Below are 23,505 nucleotides of genomic sequence, written 5' to 3' on the forward strand. Positions count from 1 at the left end.
GGGTCCGTCATTGCCGTAGTCGGGGGCGCTTTTTACTGGATGCGCAGCAGCACCAGGGCACCGCCAGTGGTCTGCACCAGCAGTCCGCCCTCCACCCGCGTGGGCGGGGCGGCGATGGGGCTTCCGTCCGTCGCAACGCGGGCGGCAAAGCCACCGTCGTCCGCGTTGAGCAGATGCACGTAGCCCTCCAAGTCTCCCACCGCCACGTAAGGACCCAGGCTGGTGGGCCGGGTGAGCCGGCGGCCGGTGAGCTTCTCCTGGCGCCAGAGGGTGGCGCCCCGGCCAAGCTCCAGGCCTATGACCTCGCTGCGGTCGGTGGTGACGTAAAGCCCCCGGCCGTCCACGTCCAGGCCGGCGTAGCTGGAGATGTCCCGGGCCCACAAGAGGTTTCCGTTGCGCACGTCGAAGCAGGCGGTCCGTCCCTGGAACGCGGCGGCGCACACTTCGGCGGCCGCCACCTCGGGGGTGCTGGCCACGTCGGCGATGCGCTCCAGCTCGGTGGCGCCCCGGGGCTGGGCCACGGTGGCTTCCCAGCCCACCAGGCCATCGGCGAGGCGCAGGGCCACGAGCTTCCCTCCGGGAAAGCCCGCGAACACGGCGCCCCGCTCCACCGCCACCCCGGCGAAGCTGCGCACGCTCAGGGCGGGAGGCGTCCGCTGATACACCCAGCGGCGCTTGCCCGAGTCCGCCTCCAGGGCGAAGACCCGCCCGTCGGCCCCCCGCACCACCGCGATGCCCTCGGCCACCTGGGGCGGGCTCAGGATCACGGTGCCGATGGCCGCGGTCCAGTGGGGCTTGCCGTCTTGCCCGTAGGCCAGCACTTCCCCGTCCCGGGTCCCCACCAGCACCAGGTCCCCCCCGGCGCCGACCCCGCCGGTGAGCGGCTTTCCGGTGTCCACCCGCCACACGGTTTGCCCACTGTCGGCGGCGAAGCGGGTCAGCGTCCCGTCGGCGGATGCGCCATAGACGGCACCGCCCACGGCGGCCGGGGCCAGGGCGAGCTGGGGCGAGCGGCCCACGGCGGCGCGCCAGACCACTTCCAGCCGGGCGCTCGCCTGAATCGGGGTCAGGGGGCTGGGTTTGATGGCCGGCTCCGAGCGTCCGAACCAGCCCACCACGGTAGAACAGCCGGTGAGAAGAAGCCCTGCCAGGAACCATCCTGCAAGCGCGCGCCTCATGCCCCCTCCAGGGCGTCCAGCTTGAGCTCGATCAGGTTGCGCAGCGGCTCGCCCGGCCCGCTCTTTTCCAGGGCCCGCTGGTACGCTTTGCGCGCCTCTTCCCTTTTGCCCTGGGCGGCCAGCACGTCGCCGCGCAAGTCGTCGTAGAGCCGGGCATAGGGGGTCGTGTCCTCGGCGGGAAGCAGCGCCAGGGCCTGGTCGAACTTCCCCTCTTCCAAGAGGATGCGGGCGAGGCGCAGGCGCGCCGTGGCCCGCAGCGCCTCTTCCCTGGCCTGCTCCATCACCCAGGTGAGCTTCCCCTTGGCGGATTCCAGGTCCCCGCGCTCGTAACTCGCCTTGGCCGCCGCCAGCGCCGCCCGCGCCGCGTAAGGGGAGCGGGGATAGCGGCTGCGCAGCTCGGCCGCTCCCGCCTGGAGCTTTTCGGCGTCGTTGGCGAGGATCGCTGGCTCCAGGGTGGCGTAAGCCTGGGCGGCGGCCAGGGACTGCTGGGTCTGGTAGTAGCGCCAGCCGTAGATCCCCCCTACGGTGGCGACGAGCACCACCACCGCCAAGATCACCAGCCGGCCGTTGTCCTTCCACCACGCCGCCAGCCGGGCCAGTTGCTCCTGTTCCTCGAAATCGTAAACGCTCATCCGTCGCCTTTTTTCGTTCCGGTCAAACCTGGTTGAGGGCCGCGCTGGGTGACTTCCAGACCTCTTCCCGCAGCCATTGGGCCACCCCGGCGATCGGTACCCGCACCTGGGGCTGGGGGATGCGCAAGGGCTTCACGCTCACTTCGCCCGCCTGGAGCTCGTCTTCGCCGAGGATCACTGCCACCTGGGCGCCGCTCGCGTCGGCCTTTTTCATCTGGGACTTGAAACCGCCGCCACCGCAGTGGAGCACCACCCGAAGGCCCGCGTCGCGTAAGGCCTCGGCCACTCGGGGCGCCAGGTCGCTCGCCCGCTCCCCTTGGTGGACCAGGTACACGTCCACCGGAGCCGGGGCAGGCTCCTCCTTCTCCGCCAGCAACGCCAGCAACCGCTCCACCCCCATGGCGAAGCCGCAGGCGGGCGTGGGCTTGCCGCCCAACTGCTCCACCAGGCCGTCGTAACGCCCGCCGGCGCACACCGTCCCCTGGGCCCCGAGCCGGTCCGTCACCCACTCGTAGACCGTGCGGTTGTAGTAATCCAGCCCGCGCACCAGCCGGGGGTTCACCCGGAATTCCACGTCCAGGGTCCGGAGCATGGACTGGAGCGTCTCGAAGTGCTCGAGGGATTTCTCGTCCAAGTCGTCCATCAGCCGGGGCGCCCCTTCGATCAGGGACTGCATGGCGGGATTCTTGCTGTCCAGGATGCGCAAGGGATTGGTGCGCAGCCGCCGGCGGGAATCCTGGTCGAGCGCGTCCAGGTGGGCCTCGAAGTAGCGGGTGAGGCGATCCCGGTAGCGGGCGCGGGCCTCGCTGGAGCCCAGGGTGGAGAGCTCCAGGCGGATGCCTTCCAGGCCCAACATGCGCCAGAGCCTGCGGGCCATGACGATGTGCTCGGCGTCGATGTCGGGCCCTTCGAAGCCCAGCGCTTCCACCCCCACCTGGTGGAACTGGCGGTAGCGCCCCTTTTGCGGCCGTTCGTGGCGGAACATGGGGCCGCTGTAGTATAGCCGCTGGGGTCCCGCGTAGAGCAGGTTGTGCTCCAGCACCGCCCGCACGCAGGAGGCGGTGCCCTCCGGCCGCAGGGTGAGGCTTTCCCCGTTGAGGGCGTCGACGAAGGTGTACATCTCCTTCTCGACGATGTCGGTCACCTCGCCGATGGAGCGCACGAATAGCTCCGTGCGCTCCACCAGGGGCATGCGGATCGGGCGGTAGCCGTAGCGCCGCAGCCAGTCGCGCACCGTGTCCTCGAAGCGCTCCCAGGCGAGGGCTTCCTCGGGCAGGATGTCGTTCATCCCGCGAATCGCCTGGATATGGGTGCTCATGGGATCGGCCTCGAATCGATCGGCGCCGCCGCGGGGCGGCGTCCTGCTGGAACGGGGCTCAGCGCGGGGCTCCCGCCGGTTCGCCCGCGGGCGCCGCCTCCGCCGCCGGGGCCGCCGGAGAACCGTAGCGGGTCGCCACGTACTGGTCGATGATCGCCTGGAACTCTTCGGCGATGCGTTCGCCCTTCAAGGTCACCGTCTTCACCCCGTCCACGTAGACCGGAGCCACCGGAACTTCCCCCGTGCCGGGCAGCGAGATGCCGATGTTGGCGTGCTTGCTCTCCCCGGGCCCGTTCACCACGCACCCCATCACTGCCACGGTCAGGCTCTCCACCCCCGGATAGCGGGCACGCCAGGCCGGCATCTGGGCGCGCACGTAGCGCTGGACGCTCTGGGCCAGGCTCTGGAAGAAGGTGCTGGTGGTGCGGCCGCAGCCGGGGCAGGCCACCACCAGGGGAGCGAAGGCCCGCAGGCCCATGGTCTGCAGCAGCTCTTGGGCCACCACCACCTCCTGGGTGCGGTCGCCGCCCGGCTCCGGGGTGAGGGAGATGCGGATGGTGTCGCCGATGCCCTCCTGCAAGAGCACCGCCAAGGCGGCGCTAGAGGCCACGACTCCCTTGGTGCCCATGCCCGCCTCGGTCAGCCCCAGGTGCAGGGGGTAGTCGCAGCGGCGGGCGAGCTCTCGGTAGACGGCGATGAGATCCTGCACCCCGCTCACCTTGCAGGAGAGGACGATGCGGTCCCGGGGCAGCCCCAGGCGCACCGCCTGCCCGGCGCTCTCCAGGGCGGAGGCGACCAGGGCCTCCCGGGTCACGGCCGCCGCCGACAGGGGCTCCTGGCGCTTCGCGTTTTCGTCCATCAGCCGCGCGAGGAGCTGGGGATCCAGGCTGCCCCAGTTGACGCCGATGCGCACCGGCTTTCCGTACCGGCAGGCGGTCTCGATCATGACGGCAAACTGGCTGTCCCGCCTGGAACCGTGCCCCACGTTGCCGGGATTGATGCGGTATTTCGCCAGCGCCTCCGCGCAGGCCGGGAACTGGGTGAGAAGCTTGTGGCCGTTAAAGTGGAAATCCCCCACCAGGGGCACGGGGCAGCCCCACCGGTCCAGGCGCTCCCGGATGCGGGGCACTTCTCGCGCCGCCTCGGCGGTGTTCACCGTGATGCGCACCAGCTCCGAGCCCGCCCGGGCCAAAGCCAGAACCTGCCGGGCCGTAGCCTCCCCGTCCGCCGTGTCCGTATTGGTCATGGATTGAACCACGATGGGGGCGCCCCCGCCGATCACCACCCGGTCTACGCGGACGGGCAGGCTTTTCCGCCGTTCATCGACACCGTAGCGCATAAAACCCTTCTTACTCCAGGACAAGGCGCGCCACTTCGGCGCGGGTGTAAGGGGCAAGATCCACTGGCTTGCCGTTGTATTCCACGGCTACCTGGGTCGCGTTGCCCACCACCAGGGAAAGGGGCGGCGTGCCCTCCACCCTTTGCTCGGTCCCGGCCGGGTTGATCCGGGAGAGCAGTACTTGGCCGTCCCGGTCTCGAATCTCCACCCAGGCCTCCTTTTTGAACACGAGCCGCACGGAGCCCGGGGCCGGAGAAGGCGCCGGTTCCTGGGGAGCGGGCGCTTGCGCCTCGGCACCGGCCGCGGCCAGCGGAGCGGCGCCGGCCGCGGAGGCAACCGGGTCTGGAGGGGAAGCGGGAGCGTTTCCGGAGGAACTTGCTCCGGCGAAGACCCCCGGCTCGACCGCCGTGGGCGGAGGTACGGGAGGAGCCACTTCCGGTGTCGGGGGTGGCGCTAGGGGCTGCTGGCGGTAGGTCTCGTACAGCAGCCAAGGGATCACCAGCAGCATCAGTCCGGCGAGCAGCAGGTAACGGTGCCAGCTTCCTTCCTTGCCGCTGGCGAACGGAATGTTCTCGATGGGCGGAAGGATGGCCGAGGGGCGCTCTTCGGGCAGCCGTTCTTCCAGCTCCGCCAGCAGGGGCTCGGGATCCAGGTGCAGCGCCTTGGCGTAGTTGCGTATGAAGCCGCGCACGAAGGTGTTACCCGGAAGCCGTTCATAGTCGTCGGCCTCCAGCGCTTCCACCTGCCTGGGCGTCAGCTTGAGCTGGCGCCCGAGGTCGGCCACGGACAAGCCCTGGCGCCGTCGCTCCTCCGCCAGCCGGCGGCCGGGGCCTGGCTTCTCGAGGGTATCCCTGTCCTGGTAACGATCCATGGCTTACAAATCGCCCGACTCCAACGCCCGGGCCTCCTTCGACTGGGGGAAGCGGTTGCGCAACTGGGCCGCGTAGCTCGCCTCCGCCTGGCGATCTCCCCGCCGGCGCTCGATCCGCACGCCCAAGGCCAGGCTTTCCGCATCCGGCTGGGCGATCTGCAGGTAGCGGGTGAGATAGGCGTGGGCGTCGTCGAAACGGCCGTTTCCGTAGGCGATCTCCGCCATCGCCCGCAGGGCCTGGGGCTGGGACGGCTGGACCTGCAAGGCTTTCTCGAAAAATTCCTGGGCGCGCTTGCGGTCCCCCATCCGCTGGGCGCAATCCCCCGCGTTCACATAGGCCAGCTCCGGCGTGCGGTACAGGGGATTGCGCAGGGCCTGCAGAAGGTGGCCGATGCCCTCCTCCCCCCGGTTGCGCTGGCACAAGAACAGGCCGTAGTTGTTGCGCGCTTCGGAGTCGTTGGGATTAAGGGCGAGGGCCCGGAGGAAGTTCTGCTCGGCGAGCTTGGGCTCCCCCAGGGCCGCGTAGACCAGTCCCAGGACGTTGTACGCCGGTCCGTAGTTGGGGTCCGCCGCGAAGGCCGCGTTCAGCTCCTCCAGCGCCACGCCGAGCTGGCCGCGGCTGTAATAGCCGGCGCCCAGTTGAGTGTGGATTTCCGCCCGGTAGCGGGACTGGGTCTGAGCCTGCTCGGGGGCGTGCTGCACTGGGGGCGGCAAAGCGCAGGCGGCGAGGATAAAGGCGGCGAGGGCCACCGGGATTCCGGGCTTCACGGGGTCGCCTCCAGGGCGCGCCGCAGCCGGCGGCGGGTGCGGTCCTGCACCCGTCCCGCCAATTGACCGCAGGCCGCGTCGATCCTCTCGCCCCGGGTTTTGCGAATGGTAGCCACCCGGCCGGCGGCGAGCAGCCGGTCGCGGAAGGTGGCGATCACCGAGGCGGGGGAAGTCTCGAACCCGGCGTTCGGGAACGGATTGAACGGGATCAGGTTGAACTTGCACGGCACGTCCCGGGTGAGCTCGATCAGGGCTTCGGCGTGGGCGAGGCGATCGTTGACCCCCGCCAGCATCACGTACTCGAAGGTGACGAAATCCCGGGGCGAGCCGAGCCGCCGCCACTTGCGGCCGGCGAGGACCGGCTCGCCCCGGCTCGCCCTCTCCCCCGCTTCCACATAGCGGCGGCACGCCGCCATCAGCTCCTTCAGGGGGTACTTGCGGTTGATCGGCACCAGGTAGCTGCGCAGATCGTCGTCGGGCGCGTGAAGGGACACGGCCAGCGCCACCGGACAGCGCTCCCGCAACCGGTCGATGGCGGGCACGATGCCCGAGGTGGACAGGGTCACCCGGCGCCGGGATAGGCCGTAGGCGTCGTCGTCCAGCATGAGGTCCAGCGCCCGCACCACGTGGTCGAAGTTGAGCAGCGGCTCTCCCATTCCCATCAGCACCACGTTGGTCACCGGCCGCTCGGCCAGCCCTTGCCGTGCCAGCACCTTGCGGGCCCACCACAACTGGGCGATGATCTCGGCGGTGGTGAGGTTGCGGTTGAAGCCTTGGCGCCCTGTGGCGCAGAAGCGGCACTCCAGGGCGCAACCCACCTGGCTAGAAACGCACAGAGTGCCCCGATGGGCATCGGGGATGAACACCGTCTCGATGGCGTTGTCGCCCCCCACCCGGAGCAGCCACTTGATGGTGCCATCCGGCGAACGCTGCTCGCTCACCGCTTCCGGTGCCCGGATCTCCGCCACCTGGGCCAAGCGCTCCCGCAGCCCCTTGGCCAGATCGGTCATGGCGTCGAAGCGCTCTTCCCCCCGCTGGTGGATCCAGCGCAAAAGCTGCCGGGCGCGGAAAGGTTTCTCTTCCAGACTGGCGAGGAAGGCCTCAAGTTCCTCGGGATTGAGACCCAGCAGGTTGACCGCCATGGACGAGCAAACCACCCCTATCGGGAATAGATTTCCGAGCTGGGGAAAAAGTACGCGATCTCCATCGCCGCGGTCTCCGGGCCGTCGGAGCCGTGAACCGCGTTGGCGTCGATGGTGGAGGCGAAATCGGCCCGGATGGTGCCGGGAGCCGCTTTTTTCGGGTCGGTCGCCCCCATCAGCTCCCGGTTTTTCGCGATGGCGTCCTCCCCCTCCAGCACCTGAATCATGACCGGTCCGGAAGTCATGAATTTCACCAGATCCCGAAAAAAAGGCCGCTCCCGGTGCACGGCGTAAAAGCCTTCCGCTTCCCGCTCCGATAAATAGGCCATCTTGGCCGCCACGATCTTGAGTCCCGCGGCTTCGAAGCGGGAATAGATCTTGCCGATGATGTTCTTCTCGACTGCGTCGGGTTTGATGATCGACAACGTGCGTTCAATAGCCATCCAAAACCCCAAAAAATAAAGGAGTTAACAAGGTGCGGAAAAGGTTGCGGAAGGTATAAGTTTAATGATTGATTCTAACAGGGTTTCTTCCCCGTGTCCCGGGCTTGGAGGGTGTGCGGGTGCTCAGCTCCGACCCAGTGGGGGATGAGGCCTGGTTGGCCGGGTGGACAGCGGTAACCCCAGTCCACGCCCAGGCCAGGAACCCACACCACCTCGCCGCCGCAGGTGAGCAGGGGCAGCGCCTCCCGCTCCCACGGGGGCACCCGCGCTTCCTGGAGCAGGTTCTTAAGGGTGCGCCGGGGGCGCCCCCCGTCCGGCTGGAAGCGCTCGCCCCCTCGCCTGAGTCGCACCGCCACCGGCCCCTGCTTGAGCCGGGCCGCGTCGATCCCCGCCCCGGTGGTGGGCTCGAACTCGATCGTCCCGCCCCAGGGGAGGGCAAGCTTCGCCTCTCCGCGCCATTCGATCCCGATCCGGGCATTCTCGGGGAGGTCGGTGGGAGCCACGAGCCAGGCCGAGTCCAGGTAGCGGCGGAGCACCCGCCCTCCCAGGGGGATCGCCACCTCCGCGTCCCGGCGGGCCTGTAGCAGTTGCCGCAGCGCTTCTTCCAGGCGCCGAGTCCCGGGCGGCGGCTGCACTCCCCCCTCGATCAGAAACCAGCGCAGGAGGTTGCGGGCCCGCTCCGGTGGCAGCGCCCTCAGGCGCTCTAGGCGCAGCCGGACGCCTTCCACGGCGCCCTCCCCGTCCATGCGGGCGAGGGTTTCGAGCAGCGCCGCCGCTTCTCCCTGGAGCCCGGCGGCCCGGGCCAGGGTCTCTCCTGCGGCCGGAAAGCGCTCCCGGAGCAGGGGCAGCACCCGATGGCGGAGGAAGTTGCGATCCCGCTTCAGGTCCGCGTTGCTCTCGTCCTCGACCCACGCCAAGCCGCGGGCCCGGGCGTAGTCCTCCAGCACCCGTCTCGGCACGGCGAGAAGCGGTCGCAACAGCCTCGTTTCACTGCCCGGCTTCGGGGCGCTCGCCACGGGCATGGCGGCGAGCCCCGCGGGACCCGCCCCCCTTAGGAGCTGCAAGAGGAGCGTCTCGGCCTGATCGTCCCGATGGTGGGCCAACACCACCCAGTCCGCATCGGCCTGGGCGAACACCCGGTACCTCGCTGCCCGCGCTGCCGCCTCCAGGCCCTGCCCCGAGGCCCGGTCCACGGTCACGGGGACGACGGTCAGCTTGATCCCCCGAACCCGGCAAAGCTCGGCGCAAAACCGGGCCCAAGCATCCGCCCGGGGGCTCAAGCCGTGATGGACATGGAGCGCCGAAAGGCGAAAGCCGAGGGAGGTGGAGAGCCCCCAGAGAATGTCCAGCAGAACCACAGAATCCAGGCCGCCGCTCAAGCCCAGAGTAAGGCGCACAGCCGGTGCCGTGTGGCGGACGAGGGCAGCCCGCACCGCCTCGACGGGATCAGGGCTGCGCTTCCTTGAATTTGCCATAGCCCATGAGGCGCTCGTAGCGGGCCTGGAGGAGGTCGTCTAGGGCTCGATTCTGCAGTTGGCGCAGGGTGTCCTGCAGCACCCGCTTCAACGCCTGGATCGCCGCCTGAGGATCCCGGTGGGCGCCGCCCAAGGGCTCGGTCACGACTCGATCGATGAGCCCCAGGGTTTTCAGCCGTGCGGCGGTGATGCCCAGGGCTTCGGCCGCCTCCGGCGCCTTCTCGGCGCTTTTCCACAGGATCGAGGCGCAACCCTCAGGGGAGATCACCGAGTAGATTGCATACTGCAGCATCAGCACCGCGTCGCCCACCGCGATGCCCAACGCCCCGCCCGAGCCGCCTTCCCCGATAATGGTGCAGATGATAGGGGTTTTCAACCGGGCCATGACGTAGATATTGCGGCCGATGGCCTCCGACTGCCCCCGCTCCTCGGCGCCGATGCCCGGGTATGCTCCCGGCGTGTCGACGAAAGTAAACACCGGCAGGCCGAATTTCTCGGCAAGAAGCATGAGCCGCAGCGCTTTACGGTAGCCTTCCGGCCGCGGCATGCCGAAGTTGCGATGGATCTTCTCCTTGGTGTCGCGCCCCTTCTGGTGCCCGATCACCACCACCGACTGGCCGCCGAAGCGGGCGAGCCCACCCACGATGGCCGGATCGTCGGCGAACGCCCGGTCGCCGTGCAGCTCCACGAAGTCGGTGAACAGTCCCTGGATGTAGTCGAGCGTGTAAGGGCGCTGAGGGTGACGCGCCACCTGGACGATCTGCCAGGCCGTGAGCTTGGAATAGATCTCCTTGGTGAGCCGCTGGCTCTTCTCCTGCAGCCGGCGGATTTCTTCCGAGATGTCGAGAGCCGAATCGTCCTGCACGAAACGCAGCTCCTCGATGCGGGCCTCCAGCTCGGCGATGGGCTGCTCGAAATCGAGAAACGTCTGTTTCATTCTCCTCCCTCTGCGCCCCCGGGCGCGGGCGCCCAGGGGCCGCCGATTGCGGTAGCCGCGTATGATACTGCATCCTCCCTCAGTACCAGGCCCTTCCCCCCACCCCCCGCGGGTCGCTCGCCGCCACCGCTTCCCCGGTGGCGCGGTTCACGAAGACCGCCTGCATGTTCCCCCAGGGACGGGACGCCTCGTGCAGCGTGTGCCCCTTCGCCTCCAGCGCCGCGCGCCAGGCGGCGGAAAAAGCGCCGGGCTCGATCTCGATCCGGTCCGGCAGGTACTGGTGGTGGTAGCGCGGCGCCGCCACGATGCGCGCGGGATCCCCTTCTTCCTCGCCCAGATAGTGGAGGAGGGCGAGCAGCACCATACTGATGATGCGCGAGCCGCCCGGCGTGCCCACGACCAGGACGCCCTTCCCGTCCTCCACGAAGGTGGGCGACATGCTGGAAAGCGATCGCTTGCCCGGGGCGATGGCGTTGGCGCGGCTCGCCGCCAGCCCGTACACGTTGGGCACACCGGGCGCCACGGCGAAATCGTCCATCTCGTTGTTGAGGAGCACGCCGGTCGGACCCGCGACGAATCCGGAGCCGAACAGCGTGTTGATGGTGAGGGTGGCGGCGACCCGGTTCCCCTCCCGGTCCACGATGGAGAAGTGGGTCGTATGGACTCCCTCGCCCACTTCCAGACCCGGAAGCGCGGCGCTCGGGGTCGCTCGATGGAGACGGATGGAGCGGGCGCGCTCCAGGGCGTAATCGCGGCTCTTCAGCCGCTCCCAGGGTCCGGCAACGAAGTCGGGATCGCCCATGAAGCGGGCCCGGTCCTGGTAGGCGCGGCGCAGCGCCTCTACCACCACATGGGCCCGGTCCGGTTCGGCTAGGCGCTCCAAGGGAAAGTGCTCCAGGATCTGGAGCGCCTGGGCCAGGGTGAGCCCGCCGGCGGAAGGCAGCGCCGCGGTGGTGACGGTCGCCCCCCGGTAGCGGATGCGCACCGGTTCCCGTTCCACCACCCGGTAGCGGCGCAGGTCTTCCAGGGTCCACAGGCCGCCGCCCGCGCGCACCGCTTTCACTAAGGCTTCCGCCACCGGACCGGCGTAGAAGCCGTCGTGACCGTCGCGGGCGATGCGCTCGAGCGTGGCGGCGAGCGCCGGCTGTGCGAGGCGCTCCCCCGAGCGCGGGGCGGTCCCATCCCGGAGAAAGATGCTGGCGGCAGTCGGGTCTGCCCGCAGCCACTCGGCTTTCTCGGCAGCGATGCGGGCGAAACGCTCGTCCACGGGAAAGCCCTCTTCGGCGTAGCGGATGGCCGCTTCCAGGGCGCGGGGCAGAGGCAGCCGGCCGTAACGCTCCGCCACCCAGACGAGGGCGGCCGGCGTGCCGGGAATGGCCGCGGCCCGGGGCCCCTTCAGGGAGGCGCCGGGAACGGGCTTCCCGCCCGCATCCAGGTACATGTCCTCCCGGGCGGCCAGAGGCGCGGTCTCCCGGGCGTCCACCATCACCGTGTGCCCGTCCCGGGCGCGATGGAGCAGCCAGAACCCGCCGCCCCCGAGGCCCGAGGAATAGGGTTCCACCACCGCCAGGGCGGCGGCGACGGCCACCGCCGCGTCGAAGGCGTTTCCTCCTTGGGCGAGCACCGCCCGCCCGGCCTCCGTCGCCAGCGGATGGGCGCTCGCCACCGCCTCCTTTCCCGCGATGGCGGCGGGCAGGAACAGAAACGCGACCGCCCACAGGACAAGGAGGCGCAGCACGGCGCTTCTTACCCACCCGCCCCGCCCATCTCCTTGCGGCCGCGGGCCGCCGGCCTCCCTGGCTCGATTCTGTTGCCGGCCAAAGTAGGCTATATTCGATTTGAACCCGATCTGTTTCTCCATTGCTCTCCGAAACCTCCTCGTTGGACGCTTTCGCCTCCGCCCAGACGGCGGCGGACAACTGGTTGCAGGCCGTGGCCGAGTGCGTCGCCCAGCTCTCCCCGCTCCCGCGGGGCGCGAACCTGGGCTTCGTCTACGCCACCGATGCGTTTTCCCCGGAACTGCGCAGCATCGTCCGCTATCTCAGGGACGCCCTGGGGGTTGGCCAGTGGGTGGGCTCCGTCGGGGTGGGCATCTGCGCGGTGGGCCGGGAATATTACGAGACCCCCGCCCTCTCCGTCATGGTAGGCGCCTTTCCCCCCGACTCGTTTCGGGTGTTCAACACGGTGAGCGAAGGCCTGGACCGGTTCATCGCCGAGAACGGGGAGTGGTTCATGGCCAAGCAGACCCGCTTCGGCGTGGTGCACGGCGACCCCCGCAACCGCCGGCTGCCTCAGCTCATCACGCGGCTCGCCGCCGCTGTGAACGACGGTTTCCTGGTGGGAGGGCTCACCTCCACCCGCTCCATCTACACCCAGGTCTCCGGAGACGTGACGGAGGGGGGGCTGTCGGGGGTGCTGTTCGCCCCGGAGGTGCCCGTGGCCACCACCCTCACCCAGAGCTGTGCCCCGTTCGGTGCCCCCCACGAGATCACCCAGTGCCAGGACAACATCATCATGACCCTGGACGGCCGCCCCGCCCTGGACGTCTTCTACGACGAGATCGGCGACATCCTGTCCCGGGACCTGAACAAGGCGGCCCGCTACATCGCCGCCGCGCTGCTGGTGCCGGGTTCCGACACCCGGGACTACCTGGTGCGCAATCTGGTGGGGGTCGATCCCCGGGCCAGGCTGCTGGCCATCGGCGAGATGGTGCAGCCAGGCCAGGTGCTGCAGTTTTGCCGCCGCGACCCGGCCAACGCGATGAAGGACATGCAGCGCATGCTGCGGGAGCTCAAGGAGCGCATTCCCAATGCGCCCCGGGGCGCCATCTACTACTCCTGCCTGGGTCGCGGGCGCTACATGTTTGGAGAAGACTCGGAGGAGCTCAAGGCGATCCAGCGGGAGTTCGGCGACGTACCGCTCACCGGCTTTTTCTGCAACGGCGAGATCTGCCATAACCGGCTCTACGGCTATACCGGCGTCCTCACCCTGTTCCTGTAGAGGGGAGTCAGAACAGCTCCCGCTGCTGCCCTTCCGAGCGCAGTCGAGGTGAACGCTCCGTCCGTTGCAGGAACTCCTCCGCCAGCGCCTTGTACAGGGGTTTGGGGCAGACCACCCGGGAGGCGCCGGTCCCGATCAGGGAGGCGGCCATCAGGGGCAGAACCATGGCGCTGTTGCCGGTCATTTCCAGGACGATTACGAACGCGGTGATGGGCGCCTGTACCACGCCGGCGAAATAGGCCACCATGCCCAGGAGCACCACCGCGCCCGGCGGCGCGTAGGGCATCAGTTCCGAGAGATTGAGCCCGATCCCCGCCCCCACTGCCAGGGACGGGGCGAAGATGCCCCCCGGAATGCCGCTCACGTACGACACCAGGGTGGCAAGGATCTTCAGCACGCCGTAGACGGCGGGCAGGTTCTCCGTGCCCTCCAGGATGCGCTTCGCCTCCTCGTACCCCGTGCCGTAGGTGGTCGCCCCCGACACGATGCCGATCGCCGCCAGCGCCAGTCCGCAGCCCGCGGCGAAGAGCACAGGCCTCGCCTTGCGCAACACCCCCAGGCGTCCCGGCAGCCCGCGGCTCGCGGCGATGAGCAGCCGGCTGAAGGCGCCGCCGAGCACTCCCCCGACCGCCCCGCACACCAACACCGCGATCCATCCTTGGCCCAGATCCAGATAGGCGGTGGTGCGGCCAAAATAGGTGTAATCCCCCAGCACCGCCAGAGACAGGAGGCCGGCGACGATCACTGCGGTGAGCACCGTGCCGCTGGTGCGGCTTTCGAAGGAACGGCTCATCTCCTCGATGGCGAACACCACCCCCGCCAGGGGCGTGTTGAACGCCGCCGCCACGCCGGCGGCGCCTCCCGCGAGGATCAGCCCCTGCTGCAGCTCGCGCCGGGGAAAGCGCACCATGCGCCCCAGGCTGTGCATGATGGAGGCGCCGATCTGCACCGTGGGCCCTTCGCGTCCCACTGACGCGCCGCCGAACAGGGCCAGGATGGTGAGCAAGATTTTGCCCGCGGCGATCCGCAAGGAGAGCACCTGGTCCCGCTCCGCCGCGTCCTCCATGCGCAGCGCGGCGATGGTCTGGGGAATGCCGCTGCCCTGGGACCCGGCGAAAAAGCGCCGGGTGAGCCAGGCGCACAAGGCCAGCGCCGCCGGGCACACCAGGAACGGCAGATAGGGCGAAACCTGGATCAGCCGGTGAAAAAAGCCGTTGGCCTGGTTGGCCCCCAAGGCGAAGAGGATGGCGGCGGCGCCCACCGCCAGGGCTCCCATCCAGAACAGCACCCGGCGCATCCACAGGCGGGGAGACAGCCAGGCATGGCGGGAGCGTCGCAGCAGGGCAGAGTTGACGAGTCTTTGCACGGGTCAGGCGCGTACCATCACCCCGTCGATTGTAAGGCACGCCGCCTCGGGGCCGAAGCGAAAGGACCTTTGCCGGCGAAGGGCGGCACCCCTTCGGGCAGTGAGAGGCAGCGAGAGGAAAGCCGCCAGGTGTTCTCGGGTCAAGCCTTTTCTGCCAAAATCCCGCCCAATCCGCCACGACGGCGGCCGGCTTTCCCCGCGGTAGCGCGGGGGCTCAAGCCCCTCCTCCTGGCGCAGCCCTGCACTCCCGAGAGCTCTGGCGATGGCCTTCATCGACTGGAAGCCCGAGTACGCCCTCGGCGTCGCCCTCCTCGACGAGCAGCACGCCCGGCTCGCGGACCGGGTGAACGGCGTGGCCGACGCCATAGAGCGGGGAGAGAACGCAGCGAAGATCGCCGCCTTGCTGGCGGAGCTGCTCGACGACACGGAACAGCATTTCCAGCTCGAGGAGCAGCTCATGTACCAGCACTTCTACGTCTCCCGGCTTCCCCACAAGGAGACCCACTTAAGCCTGCTCCTTCAGTTGAAAAAGCTGAAGGACGATTTCGCCGCCGCCAAGCCTTACGCGGCCTCGGGGACGCGGGAGCTACTGCGGCGCTGGCTCCTGGACCATCTCTTCCACGCCGACCGGGCCCTGGCCGCCCATCTGCGCGGCCGCGGCGTGCGATGAGCCGCCAAGATCAGGCGAGGGCGAACCGCGCCAGGGTGGCAATCCCGAGGCCGGCGAAGATCGCTCCCGCGACGTAGCGCACCGCCTGGAGCGGGATGCGGTGGGCGGCGGCGCTTCCCAGCCATACAGCGGGCGCGTTGGCGAGAAGCATGCCCAGGGTGGTGCCCGCCACCACCAGCGCCGTTTGCGGATACTTGAGCGCCAGGGCCACGGTCGCCACCTGGGTTTTGTCCCCGATCTCCACCAGGAAGAACGCGACCAGGGTGGTCAGAAACGCCCCGTACCGACCCTTCGGCCCGGCGCCCTCCTCTAGACGGTCCGGCACCAGAGTCCAGGCGGCGATGGCCAGGAAGGAGCCGCCGACGATCCAGCCCAGCATCTCGGGCGAGAGCCAGCCCGAGAGCCAGGCCCCGATCCAAGCGGCGGCGGTATGGTTGGCGAGGGTGGCGAACAGGATTCCCGCCGCGATGGGCCATGGCCTGCGAAAGCGGGCCGCGAGCACCAAGGCGAGGAGCTGGGTCTTGTCGCCGATCTCCGCCAAGGCGACGGCGACGGTGGAAACGAGGAAGGCTTCCAACGGGGTTCTCCGGGTCGGGCGCTCAACCGATGGCGCGAAGCGCCGGCCCGACCGGAAGCGGCGCTCCGAGCCAAAGGTCTCGCCAGGAAAGGGCGGTGCTCTCGGCGCCCGTGTCACCGTCTTTGGACGGCGAGAGGCACCCAGGTCGCCGAATTTCCCTCGTACCGGCCGCGCCATGGCCACGGAAAAGTCCCCAGGCCAAGCCTGTTGACGCGGCCCTCCGCCGGGGAGGCGGAGCGGCTACTCCCCAATGACAGGAGGCGAAGCTTACCGGAAAGCCGCACCCGGCGCAAAAGCAACGCCGCCCGCACGGCTTCATGCGCCCATGCGGGCCACGGGCTCGGGCCGCTGGCGGGTTGCCACCGCGTGGGGCATAGCTCGGGTCAGGTGGCCCACGCCCAGGTGGCCGTTGCGGTCCACGGCGATGAAGCCCGCGTCCGTGCCCAGGCAGGCGGACATTTCCTCCAGCACCTCCGTCACCGCTTCCGCGGCGCCGCGGCCCGCCCGCACCGCGTCGCACACCCCCTTGGCCGCGCACAGGCGCAGCATCAACTCCCCCCATCCAGTCGCCGACACCGCCGCGTAGGAGGTGGCGTAATTGCCCGCGCCGGGGATCGGGCTGTCGCCGATCCGTCCTGGGGACTTGAGGAAGGTCCCTCCCGTGGAAGTGGCCGCCGCCAGCTCCCCTGCGGCGTCAAGGGCGACGGCCCCCACGGTGCCGGGTGCCTCTCTTCCGGACCGGGCCCCGCCGCGAGCCCACCGCTCCCGCTGCTCGGGCGTGACCGGGTCGTAATCGGGAAACCCGCACCGGCGGGCGAAGGCGAGCGCCCCCTCCCCCGCCAGCAGCACGTGGCGGCCCTCCTCCAGCACCCGGCGGGCAACCAGCACAGGATTGCGCACCCGCCGGATGCAGGCCACGCCCCCGCAAGCGAGGCGGCTGCCCGTCATGACGGCTGCATCCATCTCCGCCTCCCCGGCCGCCGTGAGGGCGGAGCCCGTACCCGCGTTGAAAAGGGGGTTGTCTTCCAGGAGGCGCACCGCTTCCACCACCGCGTCCAGGGCCGAGCCGCCCCGGGCGAGGATGGCGGCACCGGCGCGGGCTGCCTCCTCCACGCCCGCCAGCACGGGCCCTTCCGACCCCCTGTCCCAGTCACCCGCGCCCCCGTGAACCGCGATGGCAAACATGGCCTTTAACTCCCGATTGACCCCAATTGCGCGCCCCGGGAGTATGGAGGGAGCGGGCACCGGCGACAAGCGGCTCGGCGCGCCGCTAGAGAGACGGGTCCGGCACGGGCGCGAGGGGTTTCTATGACAGAGCGGGGCAAATTCTCCGCCGGGGCGGTAGTGGTGCGGCGGTGGGACGATGGGTGGCGCTTCCTGGTGCTCCGGGCTTACCGCAACTGGGATTTTCCGAAGGGCTTGCCCCGGCCCGGGGAAGGACCGTTGCAGGCTGCGCTGCGCGAGGTGGAGGAAGAGACCTCCTTGAACGATCTGCGCTTTCCCTGGGGGGAGGACTACCGGGAAACCGAGCCCTACGCCGGGGGCAAGATCGCCCGCTTCTACCTGGCCGAGTCGCCGGGCGCTCCCGTGGCCCTTCCCGTCTCGCCGGAGCTGGGGCGCCCGGAGCACCACGAGTACCGCTGGACGCGCTTCGAGGAAGCCAGAAAGCTACTGCCTCCGCGGCTGCACCCGATCCTGGATTGGGCCCGGCAACGCATCGCCTCCGCTCCGATCCCCGAGGGGCGGCGGTCCTGAGGGCTGTAAAAAGCGGACGAGCCTCCGTGACCGACCAGGAGTGCGTCCAGTTCCTCCAGTGGGCCCTGCCCCAGTTGGGCTATCGCTGGGCCGGCTTCCGCAAGGTGCGCCGACAAGTGTGCCGGCGCCTGCGCGGCCGCATGGGCGAGTTGGGACTATCCGGCGCGGCTGCCTACATTCAGTATCTTGCCTCCCACCCTTCGGAGTGGGGGGTCCTGGACGGCTTCTGCCGCATCACCATCTCCCGGCTCTTCCGCAACCGGGCCGTGTTCAAGCTGCTCGCCGAGGTGGGTCTGCCACGGCTCGGCGAAGCCGTCTCCCGGGCGGGCCGAACCGAACTGCGGGCCTGGAGCGCAGGATGCGCGAGCGGAGAAGAGCCCTATTCCCTGGCGCTTCTCTGGCGCCTCCAAGTGCAGCCGCGCTTTCCGGACCTGGATCTTTCCATCCTCGCCACGGACGCAGACGAAGCGCTGCTGCAGCGCGCCGCCCAGGCCTGCTACGGCAGGAGTAGCCTCAGGGAGCTTCCTCCCGAATGGCTGGACTTGGGCTTCGAGCCCGCCGGAGCCCGCTATTGCCTGCGAGAGGAATACCGGCGGGGCGTCCGCTTCCAGCGCCAAGACATCCGCCGTGAGTGGCTGGAAGGGCCCTTCGATCTCATCCTCTGCCGCAATTTGGTCTTTACTTACTTCGACACCGCCCTTTGCGCCGCGGTGGGCCGGCAGATCGCAGAGCGCTTGAACGAGGGAGGGTTGCTCCTCGTCGGCTACCACGAGCAGCTTCCCCCCGGGATGCCGGAGCTGCGCCCTTGGCCGGGTCGGTACGGGCTCTACCAGAAGTGCGCCAACGGGACGCCCCTCGCCCGTTAAGGCCGATGCCGACTCTCCCCGCCGGCAATCCCGCTGGCGATGAGATGGGCGACCCGCAAGGGCTCGGGGAGCGTCCCGTGAATCGCGAGCCGGCGCAGCGCGCGTCCCGCCGCGTCCGCGTCGATGCCCGCCCGCTGCACGTACAGTCCCTCGATCCGCTCGACGGGGCCGGCCGCTTCGACGAGCGTCCACTTGCGCCGCCCTCCAGGAACGCGCTCGAGGAGCGCTCGGCGAACCCCATCGATATCGGGCCGGCGCCGGACCACGGCGATCACCGGAAGACCCAGGCGCCGATGCAGCGCGGGAAGATCGACCACGTTGAATCCGGCCACCGCGATGCCTTGCAGCAGCACGAGCTGGAGTTAGGGAAAGAACCGGGATCTGCGCACCAGATCGGCAATCACCCGCGTGGCGTTCGTCCCGTCCCGGCGCACCTTGGCGGAGAGCACGCCCACGAGCCTGGGCCCGTCGTAGACCGCCCCCACCAGCAACACATCGCCCCGGTGGCCCGGTTCGAAAGGCCCGTCGTCGAACCCCACCACATGGGAGTAGCCGTCGGCCATGGGCGCCTGCCCGGAGAATCCAAGAATGCGTGATAAAGTAAAAACGTAACTTCCAAACGATCAAGCCTCCCAGTGTCCTCCCTGCACGTGCAGCTTTCCCATCCCTGGGACCTAGCACCCCGGGACGCCATGCGCCTGCAGGAAGCCCTGCGGGAGCGGGTGGAACTGGGCGACCGGCTGGCGGAAGTGAGCGCGGTGGGCGGCGTCGACGTGGGCTTCGAGGACCAGGGCCGCACGGCGCGGGGCGCGGTGGTGGTCCTGGGCTACCCCGGCCTGGCGCCCCTAGACTACGCCGTGGCTCGGGCACCGGTCACCTTTCCCTACGTCCCGGGGCTCCTTTCTTTCCGGGAAATTCCCGTCGTGCTCCAGGCGCTCGAAAGGCTGGGGCGAACTCCCCAGCTCCTGCTGTGCGACGGCCAGGGTTACGCCCATCCCCGCCGCCTGGGCATCGCTTCCCACCTGGGAATCATCTGCGACCTGCCCACCATCGGGGTGGCGAAAACCCTCTTGATCGGCGAGCACGAGCCGGTGCCGGACGTGCGGGGTGCGTGGCGCCCGCTGATGGATCGGGGAGAAGTGGTGGGCGCGGCGCTGCGCACCCGCGCGGGCGTGGCGCCGATCTACGTGTCGGCGGGCCATCGAGTGAGCCTGGAGACGGCCCTGCGCTACGTGATGGGCTGCGTCACCCGCTATCGCCTGCCAGAGACCACCCGTTGGGCCCATCGGCTGGCCTCCCATCCCGAAAGGGGAGCGGGCGAGACCGCCTGGAAGCTCAGTTGAGCGCGCGTTCGATCGCTTCGGTGAGCCGGGGCGAGACGGGCTCGACCTGGCTTGGAAACGCCGCCAGCAAGCGGCCGTCCCGGCCGATGAGCAGCTTGTGGAAATTCCATCTGGGCACCGCTTCGGGATGGGCCCGGGCCGCCCAGCGATACAGGGAATGGGCGTCCGGTCCCCGCACCCGTTGCTTGGTGGTCATGGGGAAGGTGACACCGAAATTCACCTCGCAGAATTCCTTGATCTTAGCCTCGCTGCCCGGCTCCTGGTTGCCAAAATCGTTGGAGGGCACGCCCAGCACCACCAGGCCGCGGCTGCGATAGCGCTCCCAGAGCGCCTGCAACCCCTTGTATTGCGGGGTGTAGCCGCAGAAAGAGGCGGTGTTGACCAGCAGCACCACTTTGTCGGTGAAGGTCCCCTTCGGGAAAGGTTTTCCGTCGATGGCCACAAGCCCCAAGGCGTCCCAGTCCACGGGCTCTGCCGCCGCAGGCCCCACCGCTGACAACATCAAGGCAAACGCCGCAACCAGACAAGCGGAACGCACCGGTCCCCTCCCTTTTCCGTTCAATTCCCGTGCCGACAAGAGGTCACCATGACGAGATACAGCGCATTCATGCCCATCATCGCCAGCGGATCCTCGACGCCCGCTTCCTTCAACCAGGCAATCTGGGCGGAATAGGCCGGCTGCTCGAGATCGCGCCCAGGGCAGACGCCCGGCACGCCCATATGCAACCCGTCCTCGGCCTGCATATGGTGGACCAGCTCGTGCAGCAGCATGCTCACGTGGTAGACGTTGTCCTGAGACCAGTTGCGCGGCAGGTAAATGGTGCGGCTTCTGTGGTCGTAAGCGGCAACGGCGCCCTCCGTCTCGCTGCACTGCCTTTTTCCCGCGAACGCGAGCCTCTGGATCTCGCAGTGGGTGGCGAACGCCACCTCAGGAAGACGATCAGGTACGGGCAAACCGGTGTACGCCGCAATCCACGCCATCAACGCCAGGATCAATTCGCGCATCGAACGAAAGCGGACGCGGGGAAAAGAAACGCGGCAGATACCGCTGGATAAAAACGATATCCACCCTCCTCGCCGAGCCAGACGGCTCACGCTTCCATTTTAGACAAGCGTCAGGCGGACGTTCTCCCGCGAAGATTCGAGATTTCCGGACTTTCTTTTGCGCGAAAGCTCCGAGCCAAAAACAAGAGGCCGCGCACAGCGGCCCCCAAGTGCTTGATTCTTTGGCGCGCCCGGCAGGATTTGAACCCACGACCCCCTGGTTCGTAGCCAGGTACTCTATCCAACTGAGCTACGGGCGCGAGGCGTTGATTATAGCAAAGGGTGCTCGGCCGACGCATCCATCCACGCCCGCCAGAGCGGCAGGCTCCCCGAACTCTCCTGCCAGTGCCACGCCATGCCAAGGAAAACGCCTCGCGCAGGGGTTTTTCGATTTGCCAATCTGGCGGAGAGAGAGGGATTCGAACCCTCGATACGGGTTTAAGCCCGTATAACGCCTTAGCAGGGCGCCCCCTTCGGCCTCTCGGGCATCTCTCCGTGCAATCCAAAACTCGGCTGGTCTGCCTGCCCGATGCCCTCGCGGCCTCGGGGGCGCCTTGGCGCCCCGCCATCCACGAACGCCTTGCGGCGTTGGCCTCTCGGGCATCTCTCCGTGCAATCCAAAACTCGGCTGGTCTGCCTGCCCGATGCCCTCGCGGCCTCGGGGGCGCCTTGGCGCCCCGCCATCCACGAACGCCTTGCGGCGTTGGCCTCTCGGGCATCTCTCCGTGCAATCCAAAACTCGGCTGGTCTGCCTGCCCGATGCCCTCGCGGCCTCGGGGGCGCCTTGGCGCCCCGCCATCCACGAACGCCTTGCGGCGTTGGCCTCTCGGACATCTCCGCGAACCGGCATGCGTAGCATAGCGGTCCCGCGCCTTGCCGGTCAAACCGCGTTACTGGGGCTGGTCCAGATCGAACGCCTTGTGCAGCGCGCGCACCGCCAGCTCCATGTATTTGTCTTCCACCACCACCGAAATCTTGATCTCCGAGGTGGAAATCATCTGGATGTTGATTCCTTCCTCGGCCAGGGTGCGGAACATCTTGCTGGCGATGCCCACGTGGGAACGCATCCCGACCCCCACCACAGAGACCTTGGCGATCTTGTCGTCGCCGGTCACGCCGGCCGCGCCGATGTGGGGAGCCACTTGATCTCGCAGGATCTTCAGCGCCTTCTGGTATTCGTTGCGATGGACGGTGAAGGAAAGGTCCGTCATGCCGTCGTGCCCCACGTTCTGGACGATCATGTCCACGTCGATGTTGGCGTCGGCGATGGGCCCTAGGATCTGGTAGGCGATGCCCGGCCGGTCGGGAACGTTGAGCACGGTGATTTTGGCCTCGTCGCGGTTGAACGCGATGCCGGAAATGATTGCCTGTTCCATTTTCTCGTCTTCCTCGAACGTGATCAGCGTGCCTTCCCCGTCCTCTTCGAAGCTGGACAGCACGCGCAGCCGCACTTTGTACTTGCCGGCGAATTCGACCGAGCGGATCTGGAGCACCTTCGATCCGAGGCTCGCCATCTCCAGCATTTCTTCGAACGTGATGCATTTCAAGCGCCGGGCTTCCGGCACGATGCGCGGATCGGTGGTGTAGACCCCGTCCACGTCGGTGTAGATCTGGCACTCTTCCGCTTTCAGCGCCGCCGCCAGGGCGACGGCGGTAGTGTCCGAGCCGCCGCGGCCCAGGGTGGTGATGTTTCCCTCTTCGTCCACCCCTTGGAAGCCGGCCACCACGACGATCGCACCCGAGGCCAAATCGCGGCGGATCTTGTCCTCGTCGATTTTCACGATGCGCGCCTTGGTGAAGGCGCTGTCGGTGAGGATGCGCACCTGGGCGCCTGTGTAACTGCGGGCTTTGAGCCCCAGGTCCATGAGCGCCATGGAAAGTAGCGCGATGGTCACCTGCTCGCCGGTGGACACCATGACGTCCAGCTCCCGGGGATCGGGATGGGCCTGGACCTCCCGCGCCAGGGCGATGAGGCGGTTGGTCTCCCCCGCCATGGCGGACACCACCACCACGAGCTGATGCCCCTGGGCGTGGTACCTGGCAACCCGGCGGGCCACGTTTTTGATGCGTTCGGTGGTCCCGACGGAGGTCCCACCGTATTTCTGCACGATCAGAGCCACGGCTGCTATAGATGAAAAAGATGAAATTTTAATGGCTTTTGTCGCCGCTGAGGAGGATCAGCGTAATCCGATCGAAGACCTCCGCGCCTGTGCCGCCAGGCACCTTGATGTGTCGTCCGGAAACATTCCTCAAAAACCGAGAACTAATCGGAAACAAGCTTAGGATTATGTAAAACCAAGGCGGCGCACAAAGTCGAAACCAATGGCATAGGGAACAAAAAGCGCTCCCATCCTTTCTTTCCTAGTGCAATGGGCCGCGTAACCGGTTACACTATGCGAATGCGATAGCCCTTCCACTCGCACACAGGATTTGCATATGCCAGCGACAACCCGGCTCGACAATCCACGCCTCATCCGCCAGCGCCTCGGGATGAGCCAAACGGAGTTCTGGGGCAAGATCGGCGTCACCCAGAGCGGCGGATCCCGCTACGAAAGCGGGCGGCCCATGCCCCGGCCCGTGCGGGAGCTATTGCGGCTCGTGCACGTCGAGGGCCTCGATCTGGCCTCGGTGAACCGCCGCGACATGGAGATTATCCACTACCTGAAAAAAGCCCGTCCGGCGCTCTACCGCTCGCTGCTGAAGGCGGCCCGGGAACGGCCCCGCCGCTGAGCTCTCGGGACGCAGTCGGACTTTTTCCAAGGGCTCCAAGGCTCGAGAGCC

General features: G+C 68.3%; 23 protein-coding genes, 2 tRNA genes, 1 pseudogene and 1 riboswitch. Of the genes and pseudogenes, 6 read left to right on the plus strand and 20 right to left on the minus strand.

Going from position 1 to position 23,505, the window contains the following annotated elements; genetic code table 11:
• Positions 1-32: 32 nt before the first annotated feature.
• The 11 genes from bamB to ggt form a co-directional block, all read right to left on the minus strand.
• The gene (gene bamB / locus ACUVYZ_RS13060) at positions 33-1,178 is read right to left on the minus strand and encodes an outer membrane protein assembly factor BamB (protein ID WP_439934897.1); all 1,146 of its coding nucleotides are present in this window, start codon (positions 1,176-1,178) and stop codon (positions 33-35) included.
• Complete coding sequence (locus tag ACUVYZ_RS13065; protein ID WP_439934896.1) at positions 1,175-1,810, minus strand: YfgM family protein; 636 nt, start codon at positions 1,808-1,810, stop codon at positions 1,175-1,177. The genes bamB and ACUVYZ_RS13065 overlap by 4 nt, the downstream gene beginning before the upstream one ends.
• Before the next feature lie 22 nt (positions 1,811-1,832).
• The gene (gene hisS / locus ACUVYZ_RS13070) at positions 1,833-3,128 is read right to left on the minus strand and encodes a histidine--tRNA ligase (protein ID WP_439934895.1); all 1,296 of its coding nucleotides are present in this window, start codon (positions 3,126-3,128) and stop codon (positions 1,833-1,835) included.
• A 58-nt stretch (positions 3,129-3,186) separates the two neighbouring features.
• Entirely contained in the window at positions 3,187-4,467 is a 1,281-nt protein-coding gene (gene ispG / locus ACUVYZ_RS13075; protein ID WP_439934894.1) for a flavodoxin-dependent (E)-4-hydroxy-3-methylbut-2-enyl-diphosphate synthase, read from the minus strand.
• Positions 4,468-4,477: 10 nt separating this feature from the next.
• Complete coding sequence (locus ACUVYZ_RS13080) at positions 4,478-5,338, minus strand: helix-turn-helix domain-containing protein (protein ID WP_439934893.1); 861 nt, start codon at positions 5,336-5,338, stop codon at positions 4,478-4,480.
• Between the two features lie 3 nt (positions 5,339-5,341).
• Positions 5,342-6,106, minus strand: coding sequence for a type IV pilus biogenesis/stability protein PilW (gene pilW, locus ACUVYZ_RS13085; RefSeq protein ID WP_439934892.1), 765 nt, complete (start codon positions 6,104-6,106; stop codon positions 5,342-5,344).
• On the minus strand, positions 6,103-7,248 hold the full coding sequence (gene rlmN, locus ACUVYZ_RS13090; RefSeq protein WP_439934891.1) for a 23S rRNA (adenine(2503)-C(2))-methyltransferase RlmN: 1,146 nt from the start codon (positions 7,246-7,248) through the stop codon (positions 6,103-6,105). The genes pilW and rlmN overlap by 4 nt, the downstream gene beginning before the upstream one ends.
• Before the next feature lie 17 nt (positions 7,249-7,265).
• Positions 7,266-7,691, minus strand: coding sequence for a nucleoside-diphosphate kinase (gene ndk / locus ACUVYZ_RS13095; RefSeq protein WP_439934890.1), 426 nt, complete (start codon positions 7,689-7,691; stop codon positions 7,266-7,268).
• Positions 7,692-7,765: 74 nt separating this feature from the next.
• A complete protein-coding gene (tilS, locus tag ACUVYZ_RS13100) occupies positions 7,766-9,166 on the minus strand; it encodes a tRNA lysidine(34) synthetase TilS (protein ID WP_439934889.1) in 1,401 nt (466 codons plus the stop codon).
• Positions 9,138-10,103, minus strand: a complete 966-nt coding sequence (locus ACUVYZ_RS13105; protein ID WP_439934888.1) for an acetyl-CoA carboxylase carboxyltransferase subunit alpha — start codon at positions 10,101-10,103, stop codon at positions 9,138-9,140. Before ACUVYZ_RS13105 ends, tilS begins: the two co-directional genes overlap by 29 nt.
• A 79-nt stretch (positions 10,104-10,182) precedes the next feature.
• Positions 10,183-11,841 (minus strand): gamma-glutamyltransferase, encoded by a 1,659-nt coding sequence (gene ggt / locus ACUVYZ_RS13110; RefSeq protein ID WP_439934887.1) that lies wholly within the window; start codon positions 11,839-11,841, stop codon positions 10,183-10,185.
• 143 nt (positions 11,842-11,984) lie between these two features.
• Here ggt and ACUVYZ_RS13115 point away from each other — a divergent pair, with 143 nt between their 5' ends.
• A complete protein-coding gene (locus tag ACUVYZ_RS13115; RefSeq protein WP_439934886.1) occupies positions 11,985-13,103 on the plus strand; it encodes an FIST signal transduction protein in 1,119 nt (372 codons plus the stop codon).
• Positions 13,104-13,110: 7 nt separating this feature from the next.
• On the opposite strand, the gene ACUVYZ_RS13120 is transcribed toward ACUVYZ_RS13115, so the two are convergent.
• Positions 13,111-14,400: a chloride channel protein gene (locus tag ACUVYZ_RS13120; RefSeq protein ID WP_439934940.1), complete on the minus strand. Its 1,290-nt coding sequence runs from the start codon at positions 14,398-14,400 to the stop codon at positions 13,111-13,113.
• Between the two features lie 331 nt (positions 14,401-14,731).
• Here ACUVYZ_RS13120 and ACUVYZ_RS13125 point away from each other — a divergent pair, with 331 nt between their 5' ends.
• Positions 14,732-15,139 carry a bacteriohemerythrin gene (locus ACUVYZ_RS13125; RefSeq protein WP_439934885.1) on the plus strand — a complete coding sequence of 136 codons (408 nt, stop codon included), beginning with the start codon at positions 14,732-14,734 and terminating at the stop codon, positions 15,137-15,139.
• A 10-nt stretch (positions 15,140-15,149) separates the two neighbouring features.
• Here ACUVYZ_RS13125 and ACUVYZ_RS13130 read toward each other — a convergent pair whose 3' ends face one another.
• Positions 15,150-15,716, minus strand: a complete 567-nt coding sequence (locus tag ACUVYZ_RS13130) for a TMEM165/GDT1 family protein (RefSeq protein ID WP_439934884.1) — start codon at positions 15,714-15,716, stop codon at positions 15,150-15,152.
• Between the two features lie 134 nt (positions 15,717-15,850).
• Positions 15,851-15,977: riboswitch (yybP-ykoY riboswitch) on the minus strand.
• Positions 15,978-16,031: 54 nt separating this feature from the next.
• Positions 16,032-16,901, minus strand: a complete 870-nt coding sequence (locus tag ACUVYZ_RS13135; RefSeq protein WP_439934883.1) for an isoaspartyl peptidase/L-asparaginase family protein — start codon at positions 16,899-16,901, stop codon at positions 16,032-16,034.
• Between the two features lie 123 nt (positions 16,902-17,024).
• Between ACUVYZ_RS13135 and ACUVYZ_RS13140 the strand changes: the two genes are divergently transcribed.
• The gene (locus ACUVYZ_RS13140; RefSeq protein WP_439934882.1) at positions 17,025-17,471 is read left to right on the plus strand and encodes an NUDIX domain-containing protein; all 447 of its coding nucleotides are present in this window, start codon (positions 17,025-17,027) and stop codon (positions 17,469-17,471) included.
• Between the two features lie 26 nt (positions 17,472-17,497).
• Entirely contained in the window at positions 17,498-18,337 is an 840-nt protein-coding gene (locus ACUVYZ_RS13145) for a CheR family methyltransferase (RefSeq protein ID WP_439934881.1), read from the plus strand.
• Here the strand turns inward: ACUVYZ_RS13145 and ACUVYZ_RS13150 are convergent.
• Positions 18,334-18,900, minus strand: a pseudogene (locus ACUVYZ_RS13150) (endonuclease dU). The gene ACUVYZ_RS13145 and the pseudogene ACUVYZ_RS13150 sit on opposite strands and share 4 nt — an antisense overlap.
• Positions 18,901-18,981: 81 nt before the next feature.
• Here ACUVYZ_RS13150 and nfi point away from each other — a divergent pair.
• Positions 18,982-19,680 (plus strand): deoxyribonuclease V, encoded by a 699-nt coding sequence (gene nfi / locus ACUVYZ_RS13155; RefSeq protein ID WP_439934939.1) that lies wholly within the window; start codon positions 18,982-18,984, stop codon positions 19,678-19,680.
• Here the strand turns inward: nfi and ACUVYZ_RS13160 are convergent.
• The 5 genes from ACUVYZ_RS13160 to ACUVYZ_RS13180 form a co-directional block, all read right to left on the minus strand.
• Positions 19,673-20,218 carry a glutathione peroxidase gene (locus ACUVYZ_RS13160; RefSeq protein ID WP_439934880.1) on the minus strand — a complete coding sequence of 182 codons (546 nt, stop codon included), beginning with the start codon at positions 20,216-20,218 and terminating at the stop codon, positions 19,673-19,675. The genes nfi and ACUVYZ_RS13160 overlap by 8 nt on opposite strands.
• 20 nt (positions 20,219-20,238) lie before the next feature.
• Positions 20,239-20,685, minus strand: a complete 447-nt coding sequence (locus ACUVYZ_RS13165; protein ID WP_439934879.1) for a DUF6647 family protein — start codon at positions 20,683-20,685, stop codon at positions 20,239-20,241.
• 222 nt (positions 20,686-20,907) lie between these two features.
• Positions 20,908-20,984, minus strand: a tRNA-Arg gene (locus ACUVYZ_RS13170).
• Between the two features lie 141 nt (positions 20,985-21,125).
• Positions 21,126-21,219 (minus strand) — tRNA-Ser (locus tag ACUVYZ_RS13175).
• Positions 21,220-21,614: 395 nt separating this feature from the next.
• Positions 21,615-22,844 carry an aspartate kinase gene (locus tag ACUVYZ_RS13180; RefSeq protein WP_439934878.1) on the minus strand — a complete coding sequence of 410 codons (1,230 nt, stop codon included), beginning with the start codon at positions 22,842-22,844 and terminating at the stop codon, positions 21,615-21,617.
• A 316-nt stretch (positions 22,845-23,160) separates the two neighbouring features.
• Between ACUVYZ_RS13180 and ACUVYZ_RS13185 the strand changes: the two genes are divergently transcribed.
• Positions 23,161-23,454 (plus strand): helix-turn-helix domain-containing protein, encoded by a 294-nt coding sequence (locus ACUVYZ_RS13185; protein ID WP_439934877.1) that lies wholly within the window; start codon positions 23,161-23,163, stop codon positions 23,452-23,454.
• Positions 23,455-23,505: the final 51 nt, after the last annotated feature.

The sequence above is a fragment of the Pelomicrobium sp. P1 genome, from assembly GCF_052805615.1.

What these genes read in the sequence shown, in the direction of transcription:
- ACUVYZ_RS13140 (WP_439934882.1), top strand. Translation starts at nt 17,025, where the DNA reads ATGACAGAGCGGGGCAAATTCTCCGCCGGGGCGGTAGTGGTGCGGCGG.
- tilS (WP_439934889.1), bottom strand. Translation starts at nt 9,166, where the DNA reads ATGGCAAATTCAAGGAAGCGCAGCCCTGATCCCGTCGAGGCGGTGCGG.
- bamB (WP_439934897.1), bottom strand. Translation starts at nt 1,178, where the DNA reads ATGAGGCGCGCGCTTGCAGGATGGTTCCTGGCAGGGCTTCTTCTCACC.
- ACUVYZ_RS13135 (WP_439934883.1), bottom strand. Translation starts at nt 16,901, where the DNA reads ATGTTTGCCATCGCGGTTCACGGGGGCGCGGGTGACTGGGACAGGGGG.
- ACUVYZ_RS13065 (WP_439934896.1), bottom strand. Translation starts at nt 1,810, where the DNA reads ATGAGCGTTTACGATTTCGAGGAACAGGAGCAACTGGCCCGGCTGGCG.
- hisS (WP_439934895.1), bottom strand. Translation starts at nt 3,128, where the DNA reads ATGAGCACCCATATCCAGGCGATTCGCGGGATGAACGACATCCTGCCC.
- ACUVYZ_RS13105 (WP_439934888.1), bottom strand. Translation starts at nt 10,103, where the DNA reads ATGAAACAGACGTTTCTCGATTTCGAGCAGCCCATCGCCGAGCTGGAG.
- ispG (WP_439934894.1), bottom strand. Translation starts at nt 4,467, where the DNA reads ATGCGCTACGGTGTCGATGAACGGCGGAAAAGCCTGCCCGTCCGCGTA.
- ACUVYZ_RS13185 (WP_439934877.1), top strand. Translation starts at nt 23,161, where the DNA reads ATGCCAGCGACAACCCGGCTCGACAATCCACGCCTCATCCGCCAGCGC.
- rlmN (WP_439934891.1), bottom strand. Translation starts at nt 7,248, where the DNA reads ATGGCGGTCAACCTGCTGGGTCTCAATCCCGAGGAACTTGAGGCCTTC.
- ACUVYZ_RS13125 (WP_439934885.1), top strand. Translation starts at nt 14,732, where the DNA reads ATGGCCTTCATCGACTGGAAGCCCGAGTACGCCCTCGGCGTCGCCCTC.
- ACUVYZ_RS13120 (WP_439934940.1), bottom strand. Translation starts at nt 14,400, where the DNA reads ATGCGCCGGGTGCTGTTCTGGATGGGAGCCCTGGCGGTGGGCGCCGCC.
- ACUVYZ_RS13165 (WP_439934879.1), bottom strand. Translation starts at nt 20,685, where the DNA reads ATGCGCGAATTGATCCTGGCGTTGATGGCGTGGATTGCGGCGTACACC.
- ndk (WP_439934890.1), bottom strand. Translation starts at nt 7,691, where the DNA reads ATGGCTATTGAACGCACGTTGTCGATCATCAAACCCGACGCAGTCGAG.
- ACUVYZ_RS13080 (WP_439934893.1), bottom strand. Translation starts at nt 5,338, where the DNA reads ATGGATCGTTACCAGGACAGGGATACCCTCGAGAAGCCAGGCCCCGGC.